Annotated in this window: 25 protein-coding genes and 1 pseudogene; 11 read left to right on the top strand and 15 right to left on the bottom strand. The window is 73.8% G+C overall.

Going from position 1 to position 24,914, the window contains the following annotated elements; translation table 11 throughout:
• Positions 1-34: 34 nt before the first annotated feature.
• Entirely contained in the window at positions 35-691 is a 657-nt protein-coding gene (locus VM636_RS24820) for an HAD family hydrolase (RefSeq protein ID WP_053913471.1), read from the bottom strand.
• A gap of 119 nt (positions 692-810) precedes the next feature.
• On the opposite strand from VM636_RS24820, the gene VM636_RS24815 reads away from it, so the two are divergent.
• The 3 genes from VM636_RS24815 (at position 811) to VM636_RS24805 (ending at position 1,849) form a co-directional block, all read left to right on the top strand.
• Positions 811-1,170: a hypothetical protein gene (locus VM636_RS24815; RefSeq protein WP_030418149.1), complete on the top strand. Its 360-nt coding sequence runs from the start codon at positions 811-813 to the stop codon at positions 1,168-1,170.
• Between the two features lies 1 nt (position 1,171).
• Complete coding sequence (locus tag VM636_RS24810) at positions 1,172-1,588, top strand: hypothetical protein (RefSeq protein ID WP_030418148.1); 417 nt, start codon at positions 1,172-1,174, stop codon at positions 1,586-1,588.
• A 69-nt stretch (positions 1,589-1,657) separates the two neighbouring features.
• Positions 1,658-1,849 carry a hypothetical protein gene (locus tag VM636_RS24805; protein WP_030418147.1) on the top strand — a complete coding sequence of 64 codons (192 nt, stop codon included), beginning with the start codon at positions 1,658-1,660 and terminating at the stop codon, positions 1,847-1,849.
• Positions 1,850-2,138: 289 nt separating this feature from the next.
• On the opposite strand, the gene VM636_RS24800 is transcribed toward VM636_RS24805, so the two are convergent.
• Positions 2,139-3,020, bottom strand: coding sequence for a winged helix DNA-binding domain-containing protein (locus VM636_RS24800; RefSeq protein WP_053913475.1), 882 nt, complete (start codon positions 3,018-3,020; stop codon positions 2,139-2,141).
• Positions 3,021-3,070: 50 nt separating this feature from the next.
• Here VM636_RS24800 and VM636_RS24795 point away from each other — a divergent pair.
• The 3 genes and pseudogenes from VM636_RS24795 to VM636_RS24785 form a co-directional block, all read left to right on the top strand.
• A pseudogene (locus VM636_RS24795) lies at positions 3,071-3,469 on the top strand (cytochrome P450); the annotation flags it as partial.
• A 51-nt stretch (positions 3,470-3,520) separates the two neighbouring features.
• A complete protein-coding gene (locus VM636_RS24790) occupies positions 3,521-4,630 on the top strand; it encodes a hydrolase (RefSeq protein ID WP_338485774.1) in 1,110 nt (369 codons plus the stop codon).
• A 199-nt stretch (positions 4,631-4,829) separates the two neighbouring features.
• The gene (locus tag VM636_RS24785) at positions 4,830-6,293 is read left to right on the top strand and encodes an MFS transporter (protein WP_037857221.1); all 1,464 of its coding nucleotides are present in this window, start codon (positions 4,830-4,832) and stop codon (positions 6,291-6,293) included.
• A gap of 145 nt (positions 6,294-6,438) precedes the next feature.
• Here the strand turns inward: VM636_RS24785 and VM636_RS24780 are convergent, their stop codons facing one another.
• The 3 genes from VM636_RS24780 to VM636_RS24770 all read right to left on the bottom strand — a co-directional run bounded on the left by VM636_RS24780 (position 6,439) and on the right by VM636_RS24770 (position 8,756).
• Entirely contained in the window at positions 6,439-6,936 is a 498-nt protein-coding gene (locus VM636_RS24780) for a GNAT family N-acetyltransferase (protein WP_030418143.1), read from the bottom strand.
• A 58-nt stretch (positions 6,937-6,994) separates the two neighbouring features.
• Positions 6,995-7,489 carry a sigma-70 family RNA polymerase sigma factor gene (locus VM636_RS24775; protein WP_030418142.1) on the bottom strand — a complete coding sequence of 165 codons (495 nt, stop codon included), beginning with the start codon at positions 7,487-7,489 and terminating at the stop codon, positions 6,995-6,997.
• Between the two features lie 76 nt (positions 7,490-7,565).
• Positions 7,566-8,756: a glycerophosphodiester phosphodiesterase gene (locus VM636_RS24770; RefSeq protein ID WP_030418141.1), complete on the bottom strand. Its 1,191-nt coding sequence runs from the start codon at positions 8,754-8,756 to the stop codon at positions 7,566-7,568.
• 377 nt (positions 8,757-9,133) lie between these two features.
• On the opposite strand from VM636_RS24770, the gene VM636_RS24765 reads away from it, so the two are divergent.
• The gene (locus tag VM636_RS24765) at positions 9,134-9,805 is read left to right on the top strand and encodes a lysophospholipid acyltransferase family protein (protein ID WP_030418140.1); all 672 of its coding nucleotides are present in this window, start codon (positions 9,134-9,136) and stop codon (positions 9,803-9,805) included.
• Between the two features lie 151 nt (positions 9,806-9,956).
• On the opposite strand, the gene VM636_RS24760 is transcribed toward VM636_RS24765, so the two are convergent.
• The 5 genes from VM636_RS24760 to VM636_RS24740 all read right to left on the bottom strand — a co-directional run bounded on the left by VM636_RS24760 (position 9,957) and on the right by VM636_RS24740 (position 16,010).
• Positions 9,957-11,522: an MFS transporter gene (locus VM636_RS24760; protein WP_030418139.1), complete on the bottom strand. Its 1,566-nt coding sequence runs from the start codon at positions 11,520-11,522 to the stop codon at positions 9,957-9,959.
• Positions 11,519-12,070 carry a TetR/AcrR family transcriptional regulator gene (locus VM636_RS24755; RefSeq protein WP_030418138.1) on the bottom strand — a complete coding sequence of 184 codons (552 nt, stop codon included), beginning with the start codon at positions 12,068-12,070 and terminating at the stop codon, positions 11,519-11,521. Before VM636_RS24755 ends, VM636_RS24760 begins: the two co-directional genes overlap by 4 nt.
• A 177-nt stretch (positions 12,071-12,247) precedes the next feature.
• The gene (locus VM636_RS24750) at positions 12,248-13,219 is read right to left on the bottom strand and encodes an aldo/keto reductase (protein WP_338485770.1); all 972 of its coding nucleotides are present in this window, start codon (positions 13,217-13,219) and stop codon (positions 12,248-12,250) included.
• Positions 13,220-13,289: 70 nt separating this feature from the next.
• A complete protein-coding gene (gene argH / locus VM636_RS24745) occupies positions 13,290-14,717 on the bottom strand; it encodes an argininosuccinate lyase (protein WP_030418136.1) in 1,428 nt (475 codons plus the stop codon).
• A gap of 99 nt (positions 14,718-14,816) precedes the next feature.
• The gene (locus VM636_RS24740) at positions 14,817-16,010 is read right to left on the bottom strand and encodes an argininosuccinate synthase (RefSeq protein WP_030418135.1); all 1,194 of its coding nucleotides are present in this window, start codon (positions 16,008-16,010) and stop codon (positions 14,817-14,819) included.
• Positions 16,011-16,302: 292 nt separating this feature from the next.
• Here VM636_RS24740 and VM636_RS24735 point away from each other — a divergent pair, with 292 nt between their 5' ends.
• The 4 genes from VM636_RS24735 to VM636_RS24720 all read left to right on the top strand — a co-directional run bounded on the left by VM636_RS24735 (position 16,303) and on the right by VM636_RS24720 (position 19,873).
• Positions 16,303-17,010: a L,D-transpeptidase family protein gene (locus VM636_RS24735; RefSeq protein WP_338485767.1), complete on the top strand. Its 708-nt coding sequence runs from the start codon at positions 16,303-16,305 to the stop codon at positions 17,008-17,010.
• A 170-nt stretch (positions 17,011-17,180) separates the two neighbouring features.
• Positions 17,181-18,563, top strand: coding sequence for a ferredoxin reductase family protein (locus VM636_RS24730; protein ID WP_338485765.1), 1,383 nt, complete (start codon positions 17,181-17,183; stop codon positions 18,561-18,563).
• 76 nt (positions 18,564-18,639) lie between these two features.
• Positions 18,640-19,080: an FMN-binding protein gene (locus VM636_RS24725; protein ID WP_338485763.1), complete on the top strand. Its 441-nt coding sequence runs from the start codon at positions 18,640-18,642 to the stop codon at positions 19,078-19,080.
• Between the two features lie 55 nt (positions 19,081-19,135).
• A complete protein-coding gene (locus VM636_RS24720) occupies positions 19,136-19,873 on the top strand; it encodes an FAD:protein FMN transferase (protein ID WP_338486450.1) in 738 nt (245 codons plus the stop codon).
• A 36-nt stretch (positions 19,874-19,909) separates the two neighbouring features.
• On the opposite strand, the gene VM636_RS24715 is transcribed toward VM636_RS24720, so the two are convergent.
• From VM636_RS24715 to argC, 5 genes are read right to left on the bottom strand one after another with little or no spacing between them, the layout of a single operon-like run.
• Positions 19,910-20,449 carry an arginine repressor gene (locus VM636_RS24715; protein ID WP_030418130.1) on the bottom strand — a complete coding sequence of 180 codons (540 nt, stop codon included), beginning with the start codon at positions 20,447-20,449 and terminating at the stop codon, positions 19,910-19,912.
• Between the two features lie 7 nt (positions 20,450-20,456).
• Positions 20,457-21,665 (bottom strand): acetylornithine transaminase, encoded by a 1,209-nt coding sequence (locus VM636_RS24710; RefSeq protein WP_338485761.1) that lies wholly within the window; start codon positions 21,663-21,665, stop codon positions 20,457-20,459.
• Positions 21,662-22,570: an acetylglutamate kinase gene (gene argB, locus VM636_RS24705; RefSeq protein WP_030418128.1), complete on the bottom strand. Its 909-nt coding sequence runs from the start codon at positions 22,568-22,570 to the stop codon at positions 21,662-21,664. The genes VM636_RS24710 and argB overlap by 4 nt, the downstream gene beginning before the upstream one ends.
• Entirely contained in the window at positions 22,567-23,718 is a 1,152-nt protein-coding gene (gene argJ, locus VM636_RS24700) for a bifunctional glutamate N-acetyltransferase/amino-acid acetyltransferase ArgJ (RefSeq protein WP_338485759.1), read from the bottom strand. Before argJ ends, argB begins: the two co-directional genes overlap by 4 nt.
• A complete protein-coding gene (argC, locus tag VM636_RS24695; protein ID WP_030418126.1) occupies positions 23,715-24,743 on the bottom strand; it encodes an N-acetyl-gamma-glutamyl-phosphate reductase in 1,029 nt (342 codons plus the stop codon). The genes argJ and argC overlap by 4 nt, the downstream gene beginning before the upstream one ends.
• Between the last annotated feature and the right edge of the window lie 171 nt (positions 24,744-24,914).

Raw genomic sequence — 24,914 nt, 5'->3', positions numbered from 1 at the left:
ACGTGGACGGTGTCCGGGCCCGGCGGGGCACGGCTCAGTCCCGGACGGATATCTCCACGCCCGCGTCGGTGACCAGCACCGACAGGGCCGAGAGGTCCTCGACCACCAAGTCGGCGTCGAGGTCGCCTGCCGGGTGGGTTGTGGCCAACGCCACGGTGGTCATGCCGGCGGCCTTGCCCGAGCGGAGCCCGGCGGGGGCGTCCTCGAAGACCACGCAGGCCGCCGGGTCGACGCCCAGCGCGCGGGCGCCGAGCAGGTAGGGCTCGGGGTCGGGCTTGCCGCGGGTGATGTCGGCGGCGGTGACGAGGGTGGTCGGGCTGATGCCGGCCGCGCGGAGGCGGGCCTCGGCCAGGCGCCGGGTGGCCGAGGTGACGACGGCCCAGGGGACGGTGCCGCCGGCCAGGGCGCCGAGGACCTCGCGGGTGCCCGGCAGGGGGCGGGCGCCGCCGTGGGGCACGTCCTCGACCTCCAGGTCCTCGATCCGCGCCACGGCCTGCTCCACGAGGTGGGCGGGCAGCAGGTCGGCGGCGATCTCCGCGGCCGTGCGCCCGTGCAGTTCGATGCGCGCGAAGTCCTGCGCGGTGACCCCGTACTCGCCGGCCCACCGCGTCCAGCAGCGGCGCACGGATTCGAGGGAGGAGACGAGGGTTCCGTCGTTGTCGAACAGGAGGGCCTGGGCGTGGATCTTCATGTCCCCGACCCTACGGCGGCGCCCGCGGAACCCCGCCGGGCGGGGAGGGCGCCCCCGCTCCCCGGCTCCGGGCGGGGTCGCGCGCGGGGGGCCTTTTGGGCCGTAATAGGGTCGCTGCCATGGTTGACGTCCTGACGCTGGTGACCGGCGTCGCCGCGCTGCTGCTCGCCGCCTGGTGCGGCTGGGCCGCCTACCGTGACCAGCCGACGAAGGACTGGCACTTCATCGGCATGGCCGTGGTCTCGGTGCTGGCCCTGGTCCAGCTCGTGATCGGCGTGGTGCAACTGGCGCGGGGCGAGCAGCCGGAGCAGGGCACGGCGATCTTCGTGGCGTACCTGCTGGGCGCCTTCGCCTGCGTCCCGGCGGCGGCGTTCATGTCGCTGGCCGAGCGCACCCGCTGGGGCTCGGTGACGGTCGCCGCCGGCGGTGTCGTCCTCGCCGTGCTGGAGGTGCGGCTGTATGACATCTGGGGAGGCTGAGATGGTGGCGACCGGTCGGAAGCCGGCCCGGACCCGGCTGAGCGGCGGGCCCGGCATCCTGCTGGTCTGGCTCTACGGGGTCATGGTGGTCGGCGCCGTCTCGCGCTCCGCCTACCAGATCGCCACCGAGTTCGACCGGGCGCCGCTCGCCTACACGCTCTCGGCGCTGGCCGGACTCGTCTACGGCTTCATCACCTACACCCTGGTGCGCGGCGGGGAGACGACCCGCAAGGCGGCGGTGGTGTGCTGCGCCGCCGAACTGGTGGGCGTCGTGGTGGTCGGCACCTGGACCCTGGTGGAGCCGTCCGCCTTCCCGGACGCGACCGTGTGGTCGGAGTACGGGATGGGCTACCTCTTCATCCCGGTGCTGCTGCCGCTCTCCGCCCTGTACTGGCTGCGCAGGCGCCGGGGGGCTTAGGGCCTTTCGTTGGGATCAATCTGCGGGACTTGCTCTCGTGGCGGAGCCCGATCCGGTAGGTCGTTCTCCATGACCCGAGTGCAACTGACGGATGGGGAGTGGGAGTTCATCGACGATGCGGTGCGCGGCGGGCGAATCAGCGGAATCGAGCGCGTCAAGGACGGTAAGACCGAGCCGGATGCCGAAGACGGTCATCCCAGGTTCGACCTGCCGCTCGGAGTCGGTTGTCACCAGGTCCGCCAGATGGCCGTCCATGCGTGAGCGATGCGTCCGGGTCGCGTCGGATACCGCTGGGTCGGTTGCGGAACACAGGAGGGTGGTCCATCGCTGGCGGTCTGGGTCGAGTCCTTGTGCCAGGGTGTCCAGGAGAGTCGTCTCGAGAAGCAGGCCAGGGCTCTCGGCGACGTCGTGCCCGCTTGGCTTCTCGCCTTGAGGGTTGACGTCGCAGGCGTGGTCGTCTGGTAGGCAGACCACAACCAGCAAGTGAAGATCAAGCTGGACGAGCAGTCGGCCCCAGGGGCGCCCGCCGGGGCGGCGGTGTCCGTGCGTCTCAGGACCCCGCAGCCGGCAGGATCACCACGTCCCGGTCCCCAGCGCGGGGCGGCAGGAAGTCCAGCAGGGCGGCACCCTCGCGCTCCACCTCCTCGCGCTCCCGGGCGGACAGGGCGGCGAACGGGGTGACGACCAGACGGGTGGTCCGACCGCTCTTCTCCGTACGCCAGCTACCGCGGACGAAGCCGTCGACCAGGACAGTGCCGAGGATCAGCGCGTTCTTGGTCGTGATCCGCTGTTGGTCCTGGGGGGCGATGATCCGGGACCGGTCGGCGTGCGAGAGCACCGCGTTGTCGAACTCGGCCAGGAAGCGCACCAGGGCAGGGGTGTCCGGCTCCGGGCGCGGGGCGTCGGGAAGGTCGAACAGTTCGGTCCCGGCGTCGTCGGAGAGGACCAGCAGCTCGCGGCGCAGGACGTCAACGGTCTGCTGAAGGCGGGTCAGCCCGGACCACAGCTGCAGGTCGGCCACCGAGGCCGGCCCGAAGGCGGCGAGGTAGCGGCGCACCAGCAACTCCGGGTCAGCGACCGGGTCCGGGGGGCCTGACAGCCAGGTCGCGGCGGTCGCGTACACCGGCTGTCCGGAGCGCCCCCACACCCCGCGCGGCGGGATCTGCACCATGGGCACCACGGCACGCAGCGCCCGCCCCAGCAGGGACCGGTCCAGGCCGGGCCACCGCTCGCCCAGCAGCTCGTTCAGCTCGGCCGCGCTGCGCGGCGCCTCGTCCAGCCAGGCTCGTCCGGTGGCCGCCAGCTCGGCCGGCTCGACTCCTTCCAGCTTCCGCCAGCCCCGCGGGCCCACCGCCCGGTCGACGCTGGGCTGCACGGTGGGGCGCAACCAGCGGCAGTCGTCGGCGGTGACCAGGTGGACGGTGCTGCGCATCAGGACGAGGCGGACGGCGGACCGGTCGAGCAGCAGGGCGGAAACAGCCTGAGTTGGCGCCGCAGGTGGTGGAGGAACTGCTGCCGTTCCTCAACGTCACCGATCTGACGACGGCGCGGGTGACGGTGGAGGGGCTGGAGATCGGCCAAGTGGCGGTGAAGCCTGGCGAGGGCGTCCATCCGTCGACCGCTGCGGCCAACCGGGACGGGGCGGTCTTCGAGCGCCCCGACGAGCTGGACATCACCGGCGGCACCCGCGACCACCTCGCCTTCGGCCACGGCCGCCACCTCTGCCTGGGCTCGGACATCGCCAGGGTCGAGCTGGAACTCACCTGGACCACGCTGTTGCGCCGCCTGCCCGCTCTGCGCTTGGCGGTGCCGTTCGAGGAGCTCGACTACCGCCAGGGCGGGCTGGTCTTCGGGGTGCGGGAGCTGCCCGTCTCCTGGTGACGAGCCCCGCGCCGAGAGCCGTCCGCCGCTCACCCCGAGGAGAGACATCACGTGACACACGCATTCCCCGCCGGACGGCTGTCCGGGCAGGCCGACAAGCTCGCCTCGCTGGCCGCCGAGGAGGCTGACCGCACCGGGGTCCTCTGCGCCGGCCTGGTCGCCGCGCTGTCCGACTCCGGCCTGCCGCGGCACTTCGTCCCGGCCCGCTGGGGCGGCTCCGACGGTACCTTCACGGAGCTGACCGGCGTCCTGGTGACGCTGGGACGCTCCTGCGCCTCCGCCGCCTGGGTCGGCTCCATGTTCGCCTACACCGCGCGCTTCGCCACCCATCTGCCGGTGCGGGCGCAGGAGGAGGTCTGGGCGGACGGTCCCGACCCGCTGTGGGTGCCGGGCCTGGTGCCGGCCGGCCGCTCGCGCCGCGTCGAGGGCGGCTACCGGCTGACCGGCCGGTGGACCTATGTGAGCGGTTCCGAGTTCGCCGACTGGGCGCTGCTGGCAGGCCCGCAGCCCGGCCCGGACGCTGCGCCGCCGCTGTTCCACGCGGTGCCCCGCACCGACTTCGCCGTGGAGCGGACCTGGGACGCGGTGGGCATGCGCGCCACCGGCAGCCACGCGGTGGTGTTGGACGACGTGTTCGTCCCCGAGCACCGCACGGTGCCGCTGCCGGAGGTGCTGGGCGGGTCCAACCGGATGTCGGACAGCGTCCAGCACAACGTGCCGCTGCCCGCCGTGGGCGGCCTGACCTGTCTGGCCCCGGTGCTGGGCACGGCCCGTTCCGCCCTGTCGGCCTGTGTGACCACGGTCGCCGGGAAGCGGACGGGCGGCGGCAGCGCCGCGCTGGACGTGACGCTGACCGGGGCGGCGGCCGCGGTGGACACCGCCGCTCTGCTGGTGGAACGGCTGGCCACGGTCCTGGACGCCGGCGAGGACCGGGTGCACGCGCTGCGCAACGCCCGCGACAGCGCCTTCACGGCCAGTCTGCTGCGCGAGGCCGTGGACGGCCTGATGCGGGCCGCGGGCACCGCCGCGCAGAACCGGGGCGGCGCGCCGCAGCGGAACTGGCGGGACGTCACGGTCGCCACATCGCACGCCGCCCTGCGAATGGAGAAGGCCGCGTCGGCCTACGCCGACTCTTTCGATCCACATGCTCTCCCCGTGTAGACGGGCGGCGCACCGCCCCGATTTGCGGCAGTCAACTCGCGCGGGCTGCCCCGGACGGATCCTCATCCAGACCGAGGCCCCGATTCAAGAGGCCCGGCTGCCCCTCCGCAGCACGGCCGATACAGGACCCCACCTGTCCTAAATGGCCTCTAGCGTCGCCGAGTAGCACACCGGACCTGAGTTTCAGGAGTGTTTTGCCATGAGCGCGGACCGCAGCGACGCCTCCCCCTCGCCCCCGAACGTCAGGCTCGGCCTCGTGCTGTTCGTCTGTTGCGCCGGGCAGTTCCTCGTCGTCCTGGACGCCTCCGTGGTGAACGTCGCGCTCCCGTCCATCAAGGAAGCACTGCGTTTCGACACAGAGTCCCTTCAGTGGGTGATCAACGCCTACACGATCACCTTCGCCGGCTTCCTGCTGCTCGGCGGGCGCCTCGCGGACCTCTTCGGCCGGCGGGCCGCGTTCCTCGGCGGACTGGCGGTGTTCACCGTCACCAGCCTGATCGGCGGACTCGCCACCAACGCCGCCACCCTTCTCACCGCCCGGGCCATCCAGGGCCTTGGCGCCGCCGTGCTCGCTCCCGCCACCCTGACCGTGATCTTCACTTCCTTCACGGACAGCAAACAACGGGCGAAGGCGTTCGGGATGTGGAGCGCGGTCGCCGCGGCGGGCGGCGCGGTCGGCGTGCTGCTGGGCGGGGCCATCACCGAGTGGATCTCCTGGCGGTGGATCCTGCTCATCAACGTGCCCGTCGGCGTGGTCCTGATCGTCTGCGTGCTCCGTGCCGTCACCGAGGTCCGCAACCCCGGGGCGCAGTCCCGGGTGGACACGCCGGGCGCGGTCACCATCACCCTGGGCCTGGTCGCCCTCGCCTACGGCCTGGTGCTCTCGTTGGACGAGGGCTGGGGCTCCGGCACGGTGCTGGGCGTGCTCGCCGCGGCGGTGGTCCTGCTCGGCCTGTTCATGCTCAACGAGGCCAAGCTGGCCGCCCATCCGCTGGTGCCGCTGTCAGTGTTCCGCAACCGCTCGGTTTCGGCCGGCAACATCGTCGCGCTGACCAGCAGCGCGGCGCTGTGGGGCACGTTCTACCTGTTCACCCTGCTGCTCCAGCTGGGCCTGGGGTATAGCCCCCTGCACACCGGCCTCGCCTATCTCCCGCTGGCCGTCGGCATGTTCGTGGCGGCGCGCGGGATCGCCGGGCACATCGGCCGGTTCGGCGCGCGGTCGATCCTGCTGGTGGGGCTGGCCCTGTCGGCGGTCGGGCTGGTGTGGCTGTCCTTCGCCGACGCCGAGGCGGACTTCGCCGTCGACCTGTTCGGACCCACCCTGCTGCTCGGCGTCGGCCAGGGGCTGGTGTCCGCGTCGATGACCGTGGCCGCCACCACGGGTGTGCCCGGGCAGCAGGCAGGGCTGGTGTCCGGTCTGCTGAACACCAGCCGCCAGGTGGGCGGCGCGCTGGGGCTCGCCGCGCTGGCCGTGGTGGCCGCCTCCCACTCAGGCGCCGACGCCACCTCGCCGGCCGCCCTGGTGGACGGGTACGGCGCGGCGTTCCTGGTCTCCGCCGCCTTCCCGGTGGTGGGCCTGCTCGCCGCCCTCGCCGTGCCACGCCCGCCACGCGAGGAGACCGCGGCGCCCGCCCCGGCCGAGAGGGCACCCGCCAAGGGCTGACTCCCCAAGCCGTCGCCCCCCCGGTCGGCGTCTGCCTCCCCAGCCGCCCCCGTCGTGCAGCGAAACCGATCCCTCGCCGCGTACGACGGGGGCTCCGGCGTGGGTGTACGAACCGGCCCGGCGGCGCCGCTCAGGCAGGCGCCGCTCAGGCGGTGGCCGCGTACGCCTCCGCCGGCTTCTCCAGCACGATCATCGGCACGCCGTCGTCGCCCTGCGCGGTGCCGACCCGCTCGTACCCCACACGCCGGTAGAGCCGCAGGTGGCCCTCGCTGCGGTGCCCGGTGTGCAGCCGGAACCGCTTGGCGCCGCGCTCGCCCGCGAGGGCCGCCTCGGCGGCGCGCAGCAGCCGGGCGCCGATGCCGTGGCCCTGGAGGCGGGGGTGGACGCAGAGCTTGCCGATGGAGGCGGCGCCGTCCTCGGAGACCCGGCCGCGCACCGCGCCGATCACCTCGTCGCCGAGCCGCGCCACGACGACGCAGTCGCCGGCGACCTCGGCGCGGACGGAGTCCAGGCTCTGGACGAGCGGGTCGATGCGGTAGTTGCCGTACAGCGCCGCCTCGCTCTGGAAGCAGAGGTACTGCAACCGGAAGATCTGCTCGGCATCCTCGTCGGTCGCCGCCGAGATGGTCACGCTCATGCCCATGTGCGCATGCCTCCCGCTCACCTGATCACCTGTGGGTCCCCCACTCCTATCCCCCGCCTCAGCGGGCCGCAACCTCCGGGGTCAGCGATCTCCGCAGACATCCCAGACATCGGGAACGTTCCGGACCGAGGCTGCCCTGTGAGATACCCAACTCCCCGGCGATCTCCCGGTAGGTGAGGTCCCGCGGGGAGAACAGCGCCTCCAGCAGCCGGGGGCAGCGGCCGGGCAGCCGCGCCACCGCCTCGCGCAGGGCGCGGTGGCGGGCGGCGGCGAGGGCGAGCTGTTCGGGGCCGGGGTCGGCGGCGTCGGAGGGCTCGCGCGCGTAGGGCCGCTCGGCGCGGGCGGTGCGGCGGGTGCGGCGGGCCTCGAAGCGGACGGCGCTGCGCAGCCAGCGGTGCGGGTCGCGGGGCGGGCCGTGGGCGCTGAGCCGTTCCAGGAGGCGGAGCCACACCGCCTGTTCGAGGTCGCCGGGCTCGGCCCCGGCGGCATATGCCTCGGCCGAGACCTCCGCGGTGAGCAGCGGGCCCAGGGAGGCGACCAGGTCGTGCGTCATATGCGGGGCGACGCGGCCACCCGTGCGATGGGTTGCGCGGATGGCCTGACGTCATCCTTACAGGGGGTTGCGCGTGTTAGCGGTTGACGTCCGCGCGGGCCAGCAGGCCGGTGTCGGGCTGGTCGGTGAAGATGCCGTCGATGCCGGTGGCGAAGTACGCACGGAAGGCGCCGAAGGCGTCGCCGTACGCGTCCGGGTCGTCGCCCTTGCGGAACTCGGCGGGCAGGAACGGGTTTTCGTTGCGCATCGTGTAGGGGTGCAGGACGAGGCCGGCCCGGTGGGCGTCGCGCACCAGGCCGGTGGGCCGGGTGAGGCGGCCGTCGGCGCCGCGCGGGACGACGAGGTCGAGGGTGGGTCCGATGCCCTGGGCATAGGAGGCGATCTCGCGCAGCCCGGCCGGGGTGATCAGGTCGGCGGTGGTGCGCGGGTCGCCGGACTCGACGAAGTCCCAGGGGCGGCTCTTGGCGTCGGAGAGCAGGACCACCAGCGGGTTGCCGACGAGGGAGCGCATCCGCCGGACGCTGGTCGGTTCGAAGGACTGGACGATGACGGGCGAGTCCTCGCGGTCCTTTCCGTGCCGGCGCAGTAGTGCTGCCAGGCGCTCCTCGGTGCCGAGGCCCAGGCCGCGGAAGTAGGCGGGGTGCTTCAGCTCGGGGTAGATCCACACCTGTGTGCCCCGCCGCCGGGTCTGCTCGTCCTGCCAGCGGAGCACCTCCTCGAAGGTCGGGATGGCCCAGCGGCCGTCGTAGAGCGTGTTGTGCGGGCGGTTGGCCGGGATGCGCTCGGTGGCGCGGAGCCTCTTCAGCTCGGCGAGCGTGAAGTCCTCGGTGAACCAGCCGGTGGTGGAGACCCCGTCGAGCACCTTGGTGCGCCGGCGCCCGGCGAACTCGGGGTGGTCCGCGACGTCCGTGGTTCCGCCGATCTCCGGCTCGTGCCGGCAGACCAGGTGGCCGTCGCGGGTGGGGACGAGGTCGCCGGCCTCGACGACGTCGGCACCCATGTCGAGGGCGAGCTGGTAGGAGCCGAGCGTGTGCTCGGGCCGGTAGCCGCTGGCGCCGCGGTGGGCGATGACCGTGGGGACGGGCAGGCTCCGCAGTCCGCCGCGACCGGGGCCCCTCCGGCTCCCGGCGGTCGCGGTGCCGGCGTGGGCCGCGCCCGCCGCCCCGAGCACGGCGCCGCCCGCGCCGAGGACCGCCGCGCCGAGCAGGGCCCGCCGGCCCGTGCCGCCCGTGCCGTCCGTCGTGCCGTCCTGCTGCCGCTGTGTCATGAACGTCCTCCTGCCGTGTGACCGCCGTCGGATGCGCGCCGATCGTAGGGGCGCGCCCGTGACCCCCGGGGGACCGTGGCCGGAACGGACGGGGGTGCCGGGGTGTCGCCTCGGCGAGCGGGAGGGGGCGGGAGCCTCCGGCGGCCTCTGGGGACGGACCGCGGCGCCGGGACGGCGGGGACGCGCCGCCTCGCGGACGCGATCTGCCTCACACCGCCGTGCCCGCGCCGGGCACCGTCGTACGGCGTGCCGCGCAGGTGAACGCGTGTCAACACGGGGCGGCGGATCCGCGAACCCGACGTGCGCCACCCCCCTGACCGCGAGTAATGTCCTCACCTGCACACAGACGTACCGCATACCCGACACCGGAGGACCCGTTGTCCCGCTTCGCGTTCATCAAGGCAGTGCTCGGTCCGCTCATGCGCTTGATGTTCCGCCCACGGGTGGAGGGCGCGGAGCACATCCCCGGCGACGGCCCGGTGATCCTGGCCGGAAACCACCTGACCTTCATCGACTCGGTGATCCTTCCGATCGTCTGCGACCGCCAGGTCTTCTTCATCGGCAAGGACGAGTACGTCACGGGCAAGGGGCTCAAGGGCCGGCTGATGGCCTGGTTCTTCACCGGCGTCGGCATGATCCCGGTCGACCGCGACGGCGGCCGGGGCGGGGTCGCGGCGCTGATGACGGGCCGCAGGGTGCTGGACGAGGGCAACGTCTTCGGCATCTACCCGGAGGGCACCCGCTCCCCCGACGGCCGCCTCTACCGGGGCCGCACCGGCATCGCCCGGCTCACGCTCATGACCGGCGCCCCGGTGGTCCCGTTCGCCATGATCGGCACCGACAGGCTCCAGCCGGGCGGCAAGGGCCTGCCCCGGCCGGGCCGGGTCACGGTGCGCTTCGGCGAGCCGCTGGAGTTCTCCCGCTACGAGGGCATGGACCGTGACCGCTACGTCCTGCGGGCGGTGACCGACTCGGTGATGACCGAGGTGATGCGGCTCTCCGGCCAGGAGTACGTGGACATGTACGCGAGCAAGGCGAAGGCCGCGTAGGGCCGCGAGGACGTACGAAGGGCGAGCAAGGCGAAGGCCGCGTAGGGCCGCGAGGACGTACGAAGGGCGGGCAAGCCGGACGGCGGCCCGCCCTTCGCGTGTCCCGGGACCGGCAACGGTCCCCGCGCCGGGCGCGGTGCGGGGGGCGGGGTCACGGGCCCGGCACCGGCCCGTCCCCCTGCGCCCCTCCGGCGGTGTCCCCGTCGCCCAGGCGCTGGCCGCGCAGGAGGTGCCAGGCCGCTCCGGCCGCGGCCAGCAGGACCACGGCGCCCGCGCCGGCGGCGAGGGTCAGCCCGTCGACGAACGCGGCGCGGGCGGCGTCCAGCATCGTCTGCGCGGTCTGCGCCGGCAGCGCGCCCGCGGCCTCCACCGCGCCCCCCAGCGACTCGTGGGCCGCCTCCGGGGTGCCCGCCGGACCGGTGAAGTCCCGGTAGACCCCGTTGACGATGGAGCCGAGCAGGGCGATGCCCAGCGCGGCGCCGAGTTCGTAGGCCGTCTCGGAGACCGCGGAGGCGGCGCCCGCCTGCCGCGGGGGCACGCTGGAGAGGATCACGTCGGAGGTGACCGTGAAGGCGAAGCCGGCACCGAGCCCGACGACCAGCAGGGCCGCGCCGAGCATCGGGTAGCCGGTGTGCTGTCCGATGGTGGTCAGGGCGGCCAGGGCCAGTCCGACCGCCGCCAGGCCGCCGGAGACCACGACGCGGACCGAGTACCGCCGGGCGGCACGGCCCGCGAGGAGTCCGGCCGCCACCGCGCCGACCGCGGCGGGCAGTTCGGCGAGCCCCGCCTCCAGCGGCGAGCGGTCCTGCACCAGTTGGAGGAACTGGGAGAGGAAGAAGACCAGCCCGGACAGGCCGAGGATGGTCAGCAGGTCGGCCAGGACGGCGCCGCTGAACCCCCGGCTGCGGAAGAGCCGCACGTCGAGCAGCGGATGCGGCAGCGTGAGCTGGCGGCGCACGAACCCGTACAGGGCGGCGGCGCCGACCAGGCCCGCGACCAGGATGTTCCCGCCGAAGCCGTGCGCCGCGGCCTCCTTGATCGCGTAGACCACGCCGACCAGTCCGGCCAGGGAGAGCAGGACGCTCGGCAGGTCCCAGGGGCCGGGGTTCGGGTCACGGGACTCGGGCAGCAGCCGCGCGCCGACCACGACCAGGACGGCCATCACGGGCAGGTTGATCAGGAAGACCGAGCCCCACCAGAAGTGCTCCAGCAGGAAGCCGCCGGCGATCGGGCCGACCGCCATGCCGGCCGAGGCGGTGGCCCCCCAGATGCCGATGGCCAGGCTGCGCTCGCGCGGGTCGTGGAAGATGTTCCGGATCAGCGCCAGGGTGGCGGGCATGAGGGTGGCGCCGGCCACGCCGAGCAGCGCGCGGGCGGCGATCAGCAGTTCGGGGCTGGTGGCGTAGGCGTTCAGCACCGACACGAGGCCGAAGACGGTGGCACCGGCCAGGAGGATGCGCTTGCGTCCGATCCGGTCGCCGAGGCTGCCCATGGAGACGAGCAGTCCGGCGATCACGAAGGAGTAGACGTCGCCGATCCACAGCAACTGGGTGCCGGACGGGCGCAGGTCCTCGCTGATGAAGGGGGTGGCGAGCCCGAGCACGGTCGCGTCGACGGCCACCAGCAGGACGGCCAGGACCAGGACGGACAGTGCCAGCCAGCGGCCGGTGCGCCCCAGCTCCTGTGTCGCGGGGGCCGGCCGCAGGGTGCGGGTCATGAGGTCTCTCTCCGGAGCGCGCCGCCGAGCAGCAACTCGACGATCATGTGGGTGAAGTCGTTACGGGCGAGCCGGCCCTCGGACACCGCCCAGGCGGCGGAGGCCAGCAGGCCGTAGAGCGCCTCGGTGAGCCAGGCCGGGGTGAGGTCGATGCGGAACTCGCCGCTCTCCTGGCCGCGGCGGAAGAGGGCGGCGACGCGGTCGTCGAGCTCCGTCCAGCCGGCGTTCTGCTCCTCGCCTTCGAAGAGCTGGTTCTCGGTGTAGAGGAAGGCCAGCAGGCCCGCGTGGGGCTCGATGGCGACCACCAGCCGGCGCACCGCGTCCGTGGCGGTGCCCTCCTCCGTGCGGGCGGCGTCCAGTGCGCTCCCGCACGCGGCGATGCCGTGCGCCTCCAGCGCCCGTACGAGCGCGTCGCGCCCGGCGAACTGCCGGTGCAGGGTGGCACGGCTGATGCCGGCCGCCCTGGCCACCTCGTCCATGGTGGCGGTGGCCTTGCGGGTCAGCAGGTCCGCGGCGCTGCGGAGCACGTGGTCACGATCGACAGCCATGAGACAACAGTAACCCACGTGAGACAGCAATGTCTCACGTGGGGCATGCGCATCTCACGGCCGACGACTCACGGCTCACGGCTCACGGCTGACGGCTGACGGCTGACGGCCTCACGGCACCCCGCCTCCTCCCCTGGCCGGCCGGGCCGGGGCGGGTGCGCGCGCCGGGCGCCGCGGTCAGTGCCAGGGCAGCCGGCCGCGCCGCTCCCAGTAGGCGCGCGGGTCCTCGGCCAGGCCGGCGAGGCGGGTGAGCTGGTCGTCGGTGAGGTCGACGACGGCGGCGTGCAGGTTGGAGGCGAGCTGGACGGTGGTCGCGGCGCCGGAGAGGACGACGCCCGCCCACGGCTGCCGCAGGGCGAGCGCCAGGGCCACCGCGTCGCAGCCCTGGCCGGTCTCCTCCGCCACCGCCCGCAGCTTTGCGGGGGCCTCGGGCCCGGCCAGCCGGCCGTTGGCCACGCCCTCCTTGACGATCACCGTGAGGCCCGCCTCGTGGGCCTCGGCGAGGGCGGGGGCGGCCGAGGTCTCCAGGGCGTTGTAGGTGGACTGCACGGCCCGGAACAGCGGCTCGCCGTCGACGCGGACGGCGAGGGCGGCGCGGATGGCGGCGGCCTGGTCCGGGCCGCTGGTGGAGAAGCCGACGGTGTGGCCGCGCCCGGCGGCCTCCGCGAGCCGGGCGTGCAGCTCCCGGTCGGTGAGGGCGGGGCTGTCGGGGGTCACGGAGTGGATCTGGTAGAGGTCGAGCCGGTCCCCGAGCAGCGCTTCGGACTCGGCGCTCTGCCGCTCGTAGGCGGCGAGGGAGTGGTCCTTGACCTCGTGCCGCTCGGCGTCGGCGGACCAGTCGGCGGTGTACGTGTAGCCCCACTTGCTGCCGGCCACCACGTCGGCGGCGTCGGGCCGCCCGGTGAGCCAGCCGGCGAGGAACTCCTCGGAGCGGCCGTAGGAGCGGGCCGCGTCGACGTAGCGGACGCCCTGGGCGTAGGCGGCGTCGAGGAGTTCGTGGGTGCGGGCGCGCAGCGCGTCGACGGTGCGCTCGGGCGGGAGGTCCCGCTCACGGCCCAGGTTGATGTAGCCGGGCCGTCCGACGGCGGCGAGGCCCAGGCCGAGGCGGCTGGTCGGGGTCGTGGCCGAGGCCAGTCGGGCGAAGGGCATCACGGGCTCCCGTTCGGTCGTCTCCTGGCGGTTGCCGGACCAACGTAACCCGTGATGCCCCCGCCTCACCTCAGCTGCGGGCGTCCGCCCAGGCGTGCTGCGCCGCCACGTCGGCCTTGACCTCGGCGAGCTGGACGGCGACCGCCTCGGGCGCGGTGCCGCCGCGGCCGTTGCGGGAGGCGAGGGCCCCGGGGACGTTCAGCACGGTGCGCACCTCGGGGGTGAGGTGGGAGGAGATCTTGGCGAACTGCTCGTCGGTCAGCTCGTCCAGCTCCTTGCCCTCGGCCTCGGCCGCCTTGACGCACTCGCCGGCCACCTCGTGCGCGACACGGAACGGCACGCCCTGCTTGACCAGCCACTCGGCGATGTCGGTGGCGAGCGAGAAACCGGCCGGCGCCAGCTCCTCCATGCGCTCGCGGTGCACGGTGAGGGTGGCCATCATGCCGGTGAAGGCGGGCAGCAGGACCTCGAGCTGGTCGATGGAGTCGAAGACCGGCTCCTTGTCCTCCTGGAGGTCGCGGTTGTACGCGAGCGGCAGCGCCTTGAGCGTGGCCATGAGTCCGGTCAGGTTGCCGATCAGGCGGCCGGACTTGCCGCGGGCCAGCTCGGCGATGTCCGGGTTCTTCTTCTGCGGCATGATCGACGAGCCGGTGGAGAAGGCGTCGTGCAGGGTCACGAAGGAGAACTCCTTCGTGTTCCAGATGATGATCTCCTCGGCGATCCGGGAGACGTTCACCCCGATCATCGCGGTGACGAAGGCGAACTCGGCGACGAAGTCGCGCGAGGCCGTGCCGTCGATGGAGTTGGCGGCGCTGCCGTGCTCGAAGCCGAGGTCGCGGGCGACCGCCTCCGGGTCCAGGCCGAGCGAGGAACCGGCCAGCGCGCCGGAGCCGTACGGGGAGACCGCGGTCCGCTCGTCCCACTGGCGCAGCCGCTCCGCGTCCCGCGACAGCGCCTGGACGTGGGCGAGGACGTGGTGGGCGAAGAGCACCGGCTGGGCGTGCTGGAGGTGGGTGCGGCCGGGCATGGCCACGTCCGGGTGGGCCTCGGCGAGGCCGACCAGGGCGTCCTGGAGGTCGGCGATCAGCGCGCCGAGGACGCGGGCGTGGTCGCGCAGGTACATCCGGAAGAGGGTGGCGACCTGGTCGTTGCGGGAGCGGCCCGCGCGCAGCTTGCCGCCGAGGTCGGCGCCCAGGCGCTCCAGCAGCCCGCGCTCGAGCGCGGTGTGCACGTCCTCGTCGGCGATGGTGCCGGTGAAGGCGCCCGAGGCGACGTCGGCCTCCAGCCGGTCCAGCCCCCCGAGCATGCGGGTCAGCTCGTCCTCGGTGAGCAGCCCGGCGCGGTGCAGCACGCGCGCGTGGGCGCGTGAGCCGGCGATGTCGTAGGGCGCGAGCCGCCAGTCGAAGTGGACGGAGGCGGACAGCTTCGCCAGGGCCTCGGCGGGTCCGTCGGCGAAACGGCCGCCCCAGAGCCGTACGTCACCGCTGTTGCTGCTCACTTGCGTTGCTCCTCGGGAGGGGTGCGGATGTGCCACCGCCTCCCCGCGCGGTGCGGGGAGGCGGTCGCCAGGCTAGTGCGTGCGGGGTCTCCCCCGGGCTTACGCGAGGTCCCGCTTGGCGGCGATCTTCGACGACAGGCTGTAGATGTCGATGAAGCCCTTGGCCGCGGCCTGGTCGAAGGAGTCGCCCGTGTCGTAGGTGGCCAGGTTGAAGTCGTACAGGGACGACTCGGAGCGCCGGCCGGTGACGACCGCGCGGCCGCCGTGCAGGGTCATCCGGATGTCGCCGGTGACGTGCCGGCTCGCCTCGTCGACGAAGCCGTCCAGGGCGCGCTTGAGCGGGGAGAACCACAGGCCGTCGTAGACCAGTTCGCTCCAGCGCTGCTCGACCTGCCGCTTGTAGCGGGCGAGTTCGCGCTCGACGGTGACGTTCTCCAGCTCCTGGTGGGCGGTGATCAGGGCCATCGCGCCGGGGGCCTCGTAGACCTCGCGGGACTTGATGCCGACCAGGCGGTCCTCGACCATGTCGATCCGGCCGACGCCCTGGGCGCCGGCGCGCTCGTTGAGCTGCTGGATGGCCTGGAGGACGGTGACGGGCTTGCCGTCGACGGCGACGGGGACGCCCTCCTTGAAGGAGATGACCACCTCGTCGGCCTCGCGGGCGACGGCCGGGTTCTGCGTGTACTCGTAGATGTCCTCGATCGGGGCGTTCCAGATGTCCTCCAGGAAGCCGGTCTCGATGGCGCGGCCGAAGACGTTCTGGTCGATCGAGTACGGGGACTTCTTGGTGGTGGCGATGGGCAGGCCCTTGTCCTCGCAGAAGGCGATGGCCTTGTCGCGGGTCATGGCGTAGTCGCGGACCGGGGCGATGCACTTCAGGTCGGGGGCGAGGGCGACGATGCCGGCCTCGAAGCGGACCTGGTCGTTGCCCTTGCCGGTGCAGCCGTGGGCGACGGTGGTGGCGCCGTGCTTCTGGGCGGCGGCGACGAGGTGCTTGACGATGGTCGGCCGGGACAGGGCCGAGACCAGCGGGTAGCGGTCCATGTAGAGGGCGTTGGCCTTGATCGCCGGGAGGCAGTACTCGTCGGCGAACTCGTCCTTGGCGTCCGCGACCTCGGCCTCGACGGCACCGCAGGCGAGCGCGCGCTTGCGGATGACGTCCAGGTCCTCGCCGCCCTGGCCGACGTCCACGGCGACGGCGATGACCTCGGCGCCCGTCTCCTCGGCGATCCAGCCGATGGCGACGGAGGTGTCCAGACCGCCGGAGTAGGCGAGTACGACGCGCTCGGTCACGGGTTTCTCCTTACAGTGCATTCGCTGACATGCATGAGTATGCAGAACTCCGCATGATTCGTCAATCCCGGGGGTGGCTGAACGCCGGCCGGCCCCGTTCCGTACCCCCGGGCGAGCGCGGACGCATGCCGGTCCGCGCGCCGTGGCCGTCCCGCGAAGCGCCGGCCGGGGCGGCCACGGGTGGCCCGCGGGGGCGGGCCGGCACCCGCCCCGTTCCCTCCCCCGGCCGCCGGGCTCCCCGGACGGACCTTCCGGGCTGCCGCTCGCGCCCCCGGCGGCTACGTTCACCACCATGCGTCCCGGTCTGCTCCCCGCCCTCCTCGCCGCCACGGCGCTGCTCGCCCCGGCCGGAGCGGCCCCCGCCGCCGGGGCGCCCGCCGCGACGCTGCCGGAACGGATGGCGGACACCGGCGGCGGCACCCAGCTCCTCACCGCCGTCGCCCCGGACCTCGGCTCCACCTCCGGCACGCTCACCTGGTGGGAGCGCCGGGACGGCCGGTGGGTCGCGGCGGGCACCGCGCCCGCCCGGTTCGGCGCCCGGGGGCTCGCCGACGGGGCCGGCCGCGTCCAGGGCACCGAGACCACCCCGACCGGCCTGTACGACCTGCCGTACGCCTTCGGCACCGCGCCCGCGCCACGCGGGACGGCGTACCGGTACCGGCCGGTGGGCCCCGACTCCTGGTGGTGCCAGGACAACGCCTCCGGCGCCTACAACCGCTGGAGCGAGCCGCTCGCCGCCGACTGCGCCGCCGCCGAGTCCGAGCGTCTGGCCGACTACCCGGCGCAGTACGCCCACGCCCTGGTCGTCGGCTTCAACTACCACCGTCCGGTGCGCGGACGCGGCGCGGGCATCTTCCTGCACGTCGACGGGCGCGGGGCGACCGCCGGCTGCGTGTCGGTGCCGGCCGACGCGATGCGGAGCATCCTGCGCTGGGCCGACCCCGCGGCCCGCCCGCACCTGGCGATCGGGACGGCCGAGGGACCGACGGCCCTCGCCTGACCTCCCGGGCTCCCGGGAGACCTCCCGCGCACCGGCCTCTCCCGGCCCGCGCGGGACGCCCCGGGACGCCCCCCGCCGGGCCCCGCCCGGACCCGTACCGGACACGGCTGAACACGGGGGCGGTGGCGCGCGTATCTGTGGTCCAAGGGCCAAGTCCCCACGGAGGAACCGTGACCACCACGCTCGCCGGCGGCCGTGCCGCCCGCCGCCAGACGATGCGCCGCATCCGTCCCCGCCGATCCCCGGCCGTCCCCTTGCTGCTCGCCGTGTGGGCGGGCGCGGCGGGTGTGTTGTGGCTGTGGTGGCGCAACACACCCGCCATCTCCGACGACGCCGGCCGGCTCCTGAACGCGGGACGCATCACCGGTCTGCTGGCCGGCTACCTGATGGCGCTCGTGGTGCTCCAGATGGCCCGGGTCCCCGCCCTGGAACGGCGGGTGGGCTCCGACCGGGTCGCCCGCTGGCACGCCATGAGCGGCCGGTACACGCTCTGCCTCGTCGTCGCCCACGTCTTCCTGACGATGTGGGGCTACGCGGCGCAGGCCGGCGAGGGCCTGGGCGGCCTGGTCGCGCAGACGGTCTCCTCCGTGAACGCACTGCCCGACATGGGCAAGGCCGCGATCGGCACCGGCCTCCTGGTCCTCATCGGCCTGATCTCCGTCGGCCCAGTCCGCCGCCGCCTCCCGTACGACGCCTGGTACCACGTGCACCTGCTCACCTACGCGTCGGTGTTCCTGACCTTCTGGCACCAGCTCACCACCGGCAACGAGTTCGCCGCCGACCCGGTCGCCACCACCGTCTGGTACGCGCTGTACGGGTCGGTGACCGCGCTGGTGCTGTGGTACCGGGTGCTGACCCCGCTGCGGCTGAACCTGCGGCACCGGATGCGGGTCGAGGCGGTGATCGAGGAGGCGCCCGGGATCGTGTCGGTGCTGATCACCGGCCGCAAGCTGCACCGGATGGGGGCGGAGGCCGGGCAGTTCTTCCGCTGGCGCTTCATGGCCCCGGGCATGCGCTTCAGCTCGCACCCGTACTCGCTGTCGGCCGCCCCGCGCCCAGAGCGGCTGCGGATCACCGTGAAGGCGATCGGCGACCACAGCACCCGGCTGCGCGAGCTGACCCCCGGCACCCGGGTGTGGGCGGAGGGCCCGTACGGTGCCATGACCGCCCAGCGCCGCAGCCGCGGCAAGGTGCTGCTGGTGGCGGGCGGCGTCGGCATCACGCCCATGCGGGCGCTCTTCGAGACGCTGCCCGGGGCCGCCGGTGACCTCACCCTGCTCTACCGGGCCAACAGCACCCAGGACCTGGCCCTCTGGGACGAACTGGCCCGGATCGCCGAGGAGCGCGGGGCACGGCTGATGTACGCGGTCGACAGCCCGGACGGGGAACGCCCGGACATCTCCGCGGACTCCCTGCGCCGCAAGATCCCGGACCTCGACCGGCACGACGTCTTCATGTGCGGGCCGCCCGGCTTCGCCCGGTCGGTGTACGAGGCCCTGCGCGGCGCGGGGGTCCCGGCCCGCCGTATCCACCACGAGTCGTTCGAGATGTGAGCGGCGCGGACCGGACGTCCGCCCGCCGGGGGCCCCGGGGCCTTCGGGGAACCACGAGTCAGGAGTTTGCGAAGCGATGAGGAAGAACCACCCCGTCCGGCGGGCGGTGCTGGTGGGCGCGGCGACCGTGTCCGGGATCGTGCTGCTGCTGTCCCTGAAGCCGGCGTCCGGTCCGGGCTCGGTCCCGGCGGCGGGCACGGCCCCGCCGGCGGCGGCCGGGCCGCAGGGCGGCCGGGGCCCCGGCGACGGCACGGTCACGGGCGACGCGGCGGACACCCCGTACGGTCCGGTGCAGGTCCGCGTCACCGTCAGCGGCGGGAAGATCACCGCCGCCGAGGCGGTCCGGGCACCCCGGGGCGGACAGAGCGACCGGATCACCGCCGACGCCGTCCCCCTCCTCAACCAGGCCGCCATCACCACCGGAACCGCCGACATCGACGCCGTCTCCGGCGCCACCTACACCAGCGCCGGATACCAGCAGTCCCTCCAGTCGGCACTGGACCGGGCCGGTGGCTGACCCGGGCTCCGGGTCCGCGAGGGCCCCCGCCGGGGTGCGCCGGGTGGCGGAGACGATGGGGACCGTCTTCTCCTTCGACGTCCGCGGCGGGGACCCCGGCGCGGTGCGGGCGGCGCTGGACGAGGCGGTCGCCGGGCTGCGCCGGGCCGACGAGGTCTTCAGCACCTACCGGGACGACAGCGAGGTCAGCCGGCTGGCGCGGGGCGAGCTGACGGTGGCCGGGTGCGCGCCGGAGGTCGCGGAGGTGCTGGAGCTGGCGGCGGAGGCGGAGCGGGTCAGCGAGGGCTGGTTCGGCACGTTCCTCCGGGGCCGCCTCGATCCGACCGGGATCGTCAAGGGCTGGGCGGTGGAGCGGGCGGCCCGGCGGATCGCGGCGGCCGGCGCCCACGGCGTCAACCTCAACGGCGGCGGGGACGTGCAGCTCCTCGGGACGCCCGGGACACCACGGCCCTGGCGGGTCGGGGTGGCGGACCCGCTGCGTCCGGGCGGGCTCGCGGCGGTCGTCTCGGCGGCGGGCGCGGCGGAGCTGGCCGTCGCCACCTCGGGCTCGGCGGAGCGCGGCGCCCACGTCGTCGACCCGCGCACCGGGCTCCCCGCGGTGACCGACCTGGTCTCGGTGACGGTGGTGGCGCCCCGGCTGACCTGGGCGGACTGCTGGGCGACGGCGGCCTTCGCCATGGGGTCGCGAAAGGGCCTGGCGTGGCTGGAGTCCCTGCCGCAGGTGGAGGCGCTGCTCGTCACGGCGGGCGGCGAGGTCCACTGCACCCGGGGCCTGGCCGCCTGGCTCGGCTGAGGAGCCGACGGCCGGACCCGGTGGGCGCGGGCGGGCTCAGGTCCCGTTCTGGGCGAGCCGCAGCAGGTGGTCGGCGAGGGCCTGGCCGCCCGCCGGGTCCCGGCTGATCAGCAGCAGGGTGTCGTCCCCGGCGATGGTGCCGAGGATGTCGTGCAGCTCCGCCTGGTCGATGGCCGAGGCGAGGAACTGCGCGGCGCCGGGCGGGGTGCGCAGGACCACGAGGTTCGCCGACGCCTCGGCGGAGATCAGCAGTTCGGCGGAGAGCCGCCGCATCCGCTCCTCCTTGACCGACCCGCCCAGCGGCGCCCGCGGGGTGCGGAAACCGCCCTCGCTGGGCACCGCGTAGATCAGGTCGCCGTCGGGATTGCGGATCTTGACCGCGTTCAGCTCGTCCAGGTCCCGGGAGAGCGTCGCCTGGGTGACGCTCAGCCCGTCGTCGGCGAGCAGTTTGGCGAGCTGGCTCTGCGAGCGCACCGGCTGCCGGTTCAGGATGTCCACGATCCGGCGGTGGCGTGCGGTTCGGGTCTGCGGCACCGCAGGTCCCCCGGTCTGCTCCTGCTCCTGCGCCTGGCTCATCGTCGTCTCATTCTCCGGATCGTCCGTCCCCGTGGGCCGCGAGGGCCTGGTCAAGGATGCCGGGCAGCGCCCCGCGGAAGGCGTCCACCGCGTCGTCGCCGAGGATCAGCGGGGGCATCAGCCGTACGACATCGGGGGCGGGCGCGTTGACGAGGATTCCGGCGTCCTGGGCCGACCGCTGCACCGCGGCGGAGGCCGGCCCGGTGAGCACGATACCGAGCAGGAGGCCCGCGCCCCGGACGTGGTCGACGAGCGGGTGTCCGAGGGACTCGATCGCGCCGCGCAGCGTCTCGCCCTGCCGCTTGACGTTCTCCAGCAGGCCCTGGTCGGCGATGGTGTCGAGGACGGCGAGTCCGGCGGCGCAGGCCACCGGGTTGCCGCCGAAGGTCGTGCCGTGGTGGCCGGGGCCGAGCAGGTCGGCGGCGCGGCCGAAGGCGACGGTGGCGCCGAGCGGCAGCCCGCCCCCGAGCCCCTTGGCGAGGGTGACGACGTCCGGGAGGACGCCCTCGTGGGCCTGGTACTCGAACCAGTGGCCGGTGCGGCCGACGCCGGTCTGCACCTCGTCGAGGACGAGCAGGGCGCCGGTGGCGGCGGTGATGGCGCGGGCGGCCTTGAGATAGCCGGGGGGCGGCACGACGACGCCGTTCTCGCCCTGGATCGGCTCGACGACGACGAGGGCGGTGTCCTCGGTGACGGCGGCGGCCAGCGCCTGGGCGTCGCCGTAGGGGACGTGGGTGACGTCGCCGGGCAGCGGCAGGAAGGGGTCGCGCTTGCCGGGCTGGCCGGTCAGCGCGAGGGCGCCCATCGTGCGGCCGTGGAAGCCGCCCTCGGTGGCGACCATGTGGGGCCGCCCGGTCAGCCGGCCGATCTTGAAGGCGCCCTCGTTGGCCTCGGCGCCGGAGTTGCAGAAGAAGACCTTGCCGTCACGGCCGAAGTGGGACAGGAGCCGTTCGGCGAGGGCGACGGGGGGCTCGGCGACGTAGAGGTTGGAGACGTGGCCGAGCGCGGAGATCTGCCGGGTGACGGCCTCGACGACGGCCGGGTGGGCGTGGCCGAGCGCGTTGACCGCGATGCCGCCGACGAAGTCGAGGTACGCGGTGCCGTCGGCGTCCCAGACGCGGGCCCCCTCGCCGCGGACCAGGGGCAGGCGCGGCGTGCCGTAGTTGTTCATGAGCGCGCCCTGCCAGCGCGCGGTGAGTTCCTCGTTGGTGGTCACGACTCCCCCTGTCCGTCCGGCACGACCATCGTGCCGATGCCCTCGTCGGTGAAGATCTCCAGCAGGATCGAGTGCTGGACCCGGCCGTCGATGACGCGGGCGGTGGTGACGCCGTTGCGTACGGCGTGCAGGCAGCCCTCCATCTTCGGCACCATGCCCGAGGACAGCTCGGGCAGGAGCTTTTCGAGCTGGGACGCGGTGAGGCGGCTGATCACCTCGTCGCTGTGCGGCCAGTCCTCGTAGAGGCCCTCGACGTCGGTGAGGACCATCAGGGTCTCGGCGCCGAGCGCCGCGGCGAGCGCGGCGGCGGCGGTGTCGGCGTTGACGTTGTAGACGTGTCCGTCGTCCTCGGAGCGGGCGATGGACGAGACGACCGGGATGCGTCCGTCGGCGAGCAGTGCCTCGATGGCGCCGGTGTCGATCGCGGTGATCTCGCCGACCCGGCCGATGTCGACGCGCTCGCCGTCGATCTCAGGCCGGTGCCGGGTGGCGCTGATCGTGTGGGCGTCCTCGCCGGTGAGTCCGACGGCGAACGGTCCGTGCTCGTTGAGGAGCCCGACCAGTTCGCGCTGGACCTGTCCGGCCAGCACCATCCGTACGACGTCCATGGCGTCCTCGGTGGTGACGCGCAGTCCGGCCCGGAACTCGCTGACGATGCCGTGCCGGTCGAGGGCGGCGCTGATCTGGGGGCCGCCGCCGTGCACGACGACCGGCTTGAGGCCGGCGTGACGCAGGAAGACGACGTCCTGGGCGAAGGCCGCCTTCAGCTCCTCGTCGACCATGGCGTTGCCGCCGAACTTGACGACGACCGTCTTGCCGTGGTGGCGGGTCAGCCAGGGCAGGGCCTCGATGAGGATCTGGGCCTTGGGCAGGGCGGTGTGCTTGCGGGTCGGTCCGTTGCTCATGAGGAGTAGGCGCTGTTCTCGTGGACGTAGTCGGCGGTGAGGTCGTTGGTCCAGATGGTGGCGGTGGCGTCGCCCGCCGCGAGGTCGGCCACGATGTGCACCTCGCGGTAGCGCATGTCGACCAGGTCGCGGTCCTCGCCGACGCTGCCGTTCTTGCAGACCCAGACGCCGTTGATGGCGACGTTCAGCCGGTCGGGCTCGAAGGCGGCGGAGGTGGTGCCGATGGCGGAGAGCACGCGTCCCCAGTTGGGGTCCTCGCCGTGGAGGGCGCACTTGAGGAGGTTGTTGCGGGCGATGCTGCGGCCCACCAGGACCGCGTCGTCCTCGCTCGCGGCGTTGACGACCTCGATCCTGATGTCCTTGCCGGCGCCCTCGGCGTCCCGGATGAGCTGCCGGCCGAGGTCGTCGCAGACGGTCCGGACGGCCTCGGCGAAGGCGTCGTACTCAGGGGTGACGCCGGAGGCGCCGGAGGCGAGCAGCAGGACGGTGTCGTTGGTGGACATGCAGCCGTCGGAGTCGACCCGGTCGAAGGTGACCCGGGTGGCGGCGCGCAGGGCGCGGTCCAGGGCCGGGACCTCCAGGTCGGCGTCGGTGGTGAGGACGACGAGCATGGTGGCGAGGCCGGGGGCGAGCATGCCGGCGCCCTTGGCCATGCCGCCGACGGTCCAGCCGTCCCGGGTGACGACGGCCGTCTTGTGGACGCTGTCGGTGGTCTTGATGGCGATGGCGGCCTTCTCGCCGCCGTGCTCGGACAGGTGGGCCGCGGCGGTCTCGACGCCGGGGAGCACCTTGTCCATCGGGAGCGGGACGCCGATGAGGCCGGTGGAGCAGACCGCGACCTCGCCGGCGGCCGTGGCGAGCACCTCGGCGGCCTTCTCGGCGGTGGCGTGGGTGTCCTGGAAGCCCTGCGGGCCGGTGCAGGCGTTGGCGCCGCCGGAGTTGAGGACCACGGCGGAGAGCCGGCCCGACGCGAGGACCTGCTCGGACCACAGGACGGGGGCGGCCTTGACGCGGTTGGCGGTGAAGACGCCGGCGGCGGCGCGGCGGGGGCCGGTGTTGACCACGAGGGCCAGGTCCGGGTTGCCGTTCTCCTTGATCCCGGCGGCGATGCCGGCCGCCGTGAAGCCTTGTGCTGCCGTCACGCTCACGGCGCAACTCCGATCGTCGTCAGTGCGGTGGTCTCGTCGAGGCCCAGGGCGATGTTCATGCTCTGCACGGCACCGCCCGCGGTGCCCTTGGTCAGGTTGTCGATGGCGCTGATCGCGATGATCCGGTCCGCCGCGGTGTCGTGGGCGACCTGCACCACCACGGCGTTGGAGCCGTGGACGGAGGCGGTGGCGGGCCACTGCCCCTCGGGCAGCAGCCGCACGAAGGGCTCGTCGGCGTACGCCTTCTCGTACGCGGCGCGCAGCGACTCGGCGGTGACGCCGGGGCGGGCGGCGGCGGTGCAGGTGGCGAGGATGCCGCGGGACATCGGCGCGAGGGTCGGGGTGAAGGAGACGGTGACGGGCTCGCCGGCCGCCGCGCCGAGGTTCTGGATCATCTCGGGGGTGTGCCGGTGGACCCCGCCGACGCCGTAGGGAGACATGGAGCCCATGACCTCGCTGCCGAGCAGGTGCGGCTTGGGTGCCTTGCCGGCGCCGGAGGTGCCGGAGGCGGCGACGACGACGGCCTCGGGCTCGGCGAGTCCGGCGGCGTAGGCCGGCCAGAGCGCGAGCGAGACGGCGGTCGGGTAGCAACCGGGCACCGCGACGCGCTTGGACCCCTCCAGCGCGGCGCGGCCACCCGGCAGTTCGGGAAGGCCGTAGGGCCAGGTGCCGGCGTGCGGGGAGCCGTAGAACCGCTCCCAGGCGGCGGCGTCCGCGAGCCGGAAGTCGGCGCCCATGTCGATCACCAGGACGTCCGGCCCGAGCTGTTCGGCGACGGCGGCGGACTGCCCGTGGGGCAGTGCGAGGAAGACCACGTCGTGCCCGGCGAGGACCTCTGGCGTGGTCGGCTCCAGGACGCGGTCGGCGAGCGGCAGCAGGTGCGGCTGGAGCGCCCCCAGCCTCTGTCCGGCGTTCGCGTTGCCGGTCAGGGCGCCGATCTCGATCTCCGGGTGCGTGAGGAGCAGACGCAGCAGCTCTCCGCCCGCGTATCCACTCGCTCCGGCCACTGCCGCACGTACCGCCATGGGAAAACCCTCCTCCTGGATGGCATGACTATACGTTTCCCTGCACGTTTATGCAATCCTGTTCGAGCCGGGTCCGGACCCGCCCGGCTCCCCGCGTGGCGGCGCCCCCGCGACCGCCCGTCCCGCCCGGGCACCGGCCGGTGGGCGAGAATGCCGGGGAACGGAGGGCGG

The organism is Streptomyces sp. SCSIO 75703, assembly GCF_036607905.1.
GTDB lineage: Bacteria > Actinomycetota > Actinomycetes > Streptomycetales > Streptomycetaceae > Streptomyces.
The sequence above is the reverse complement of the archived record's forward strand: the minus strand, read 5'-3'. Positions and strand labels throughout refer to the sequence as shown.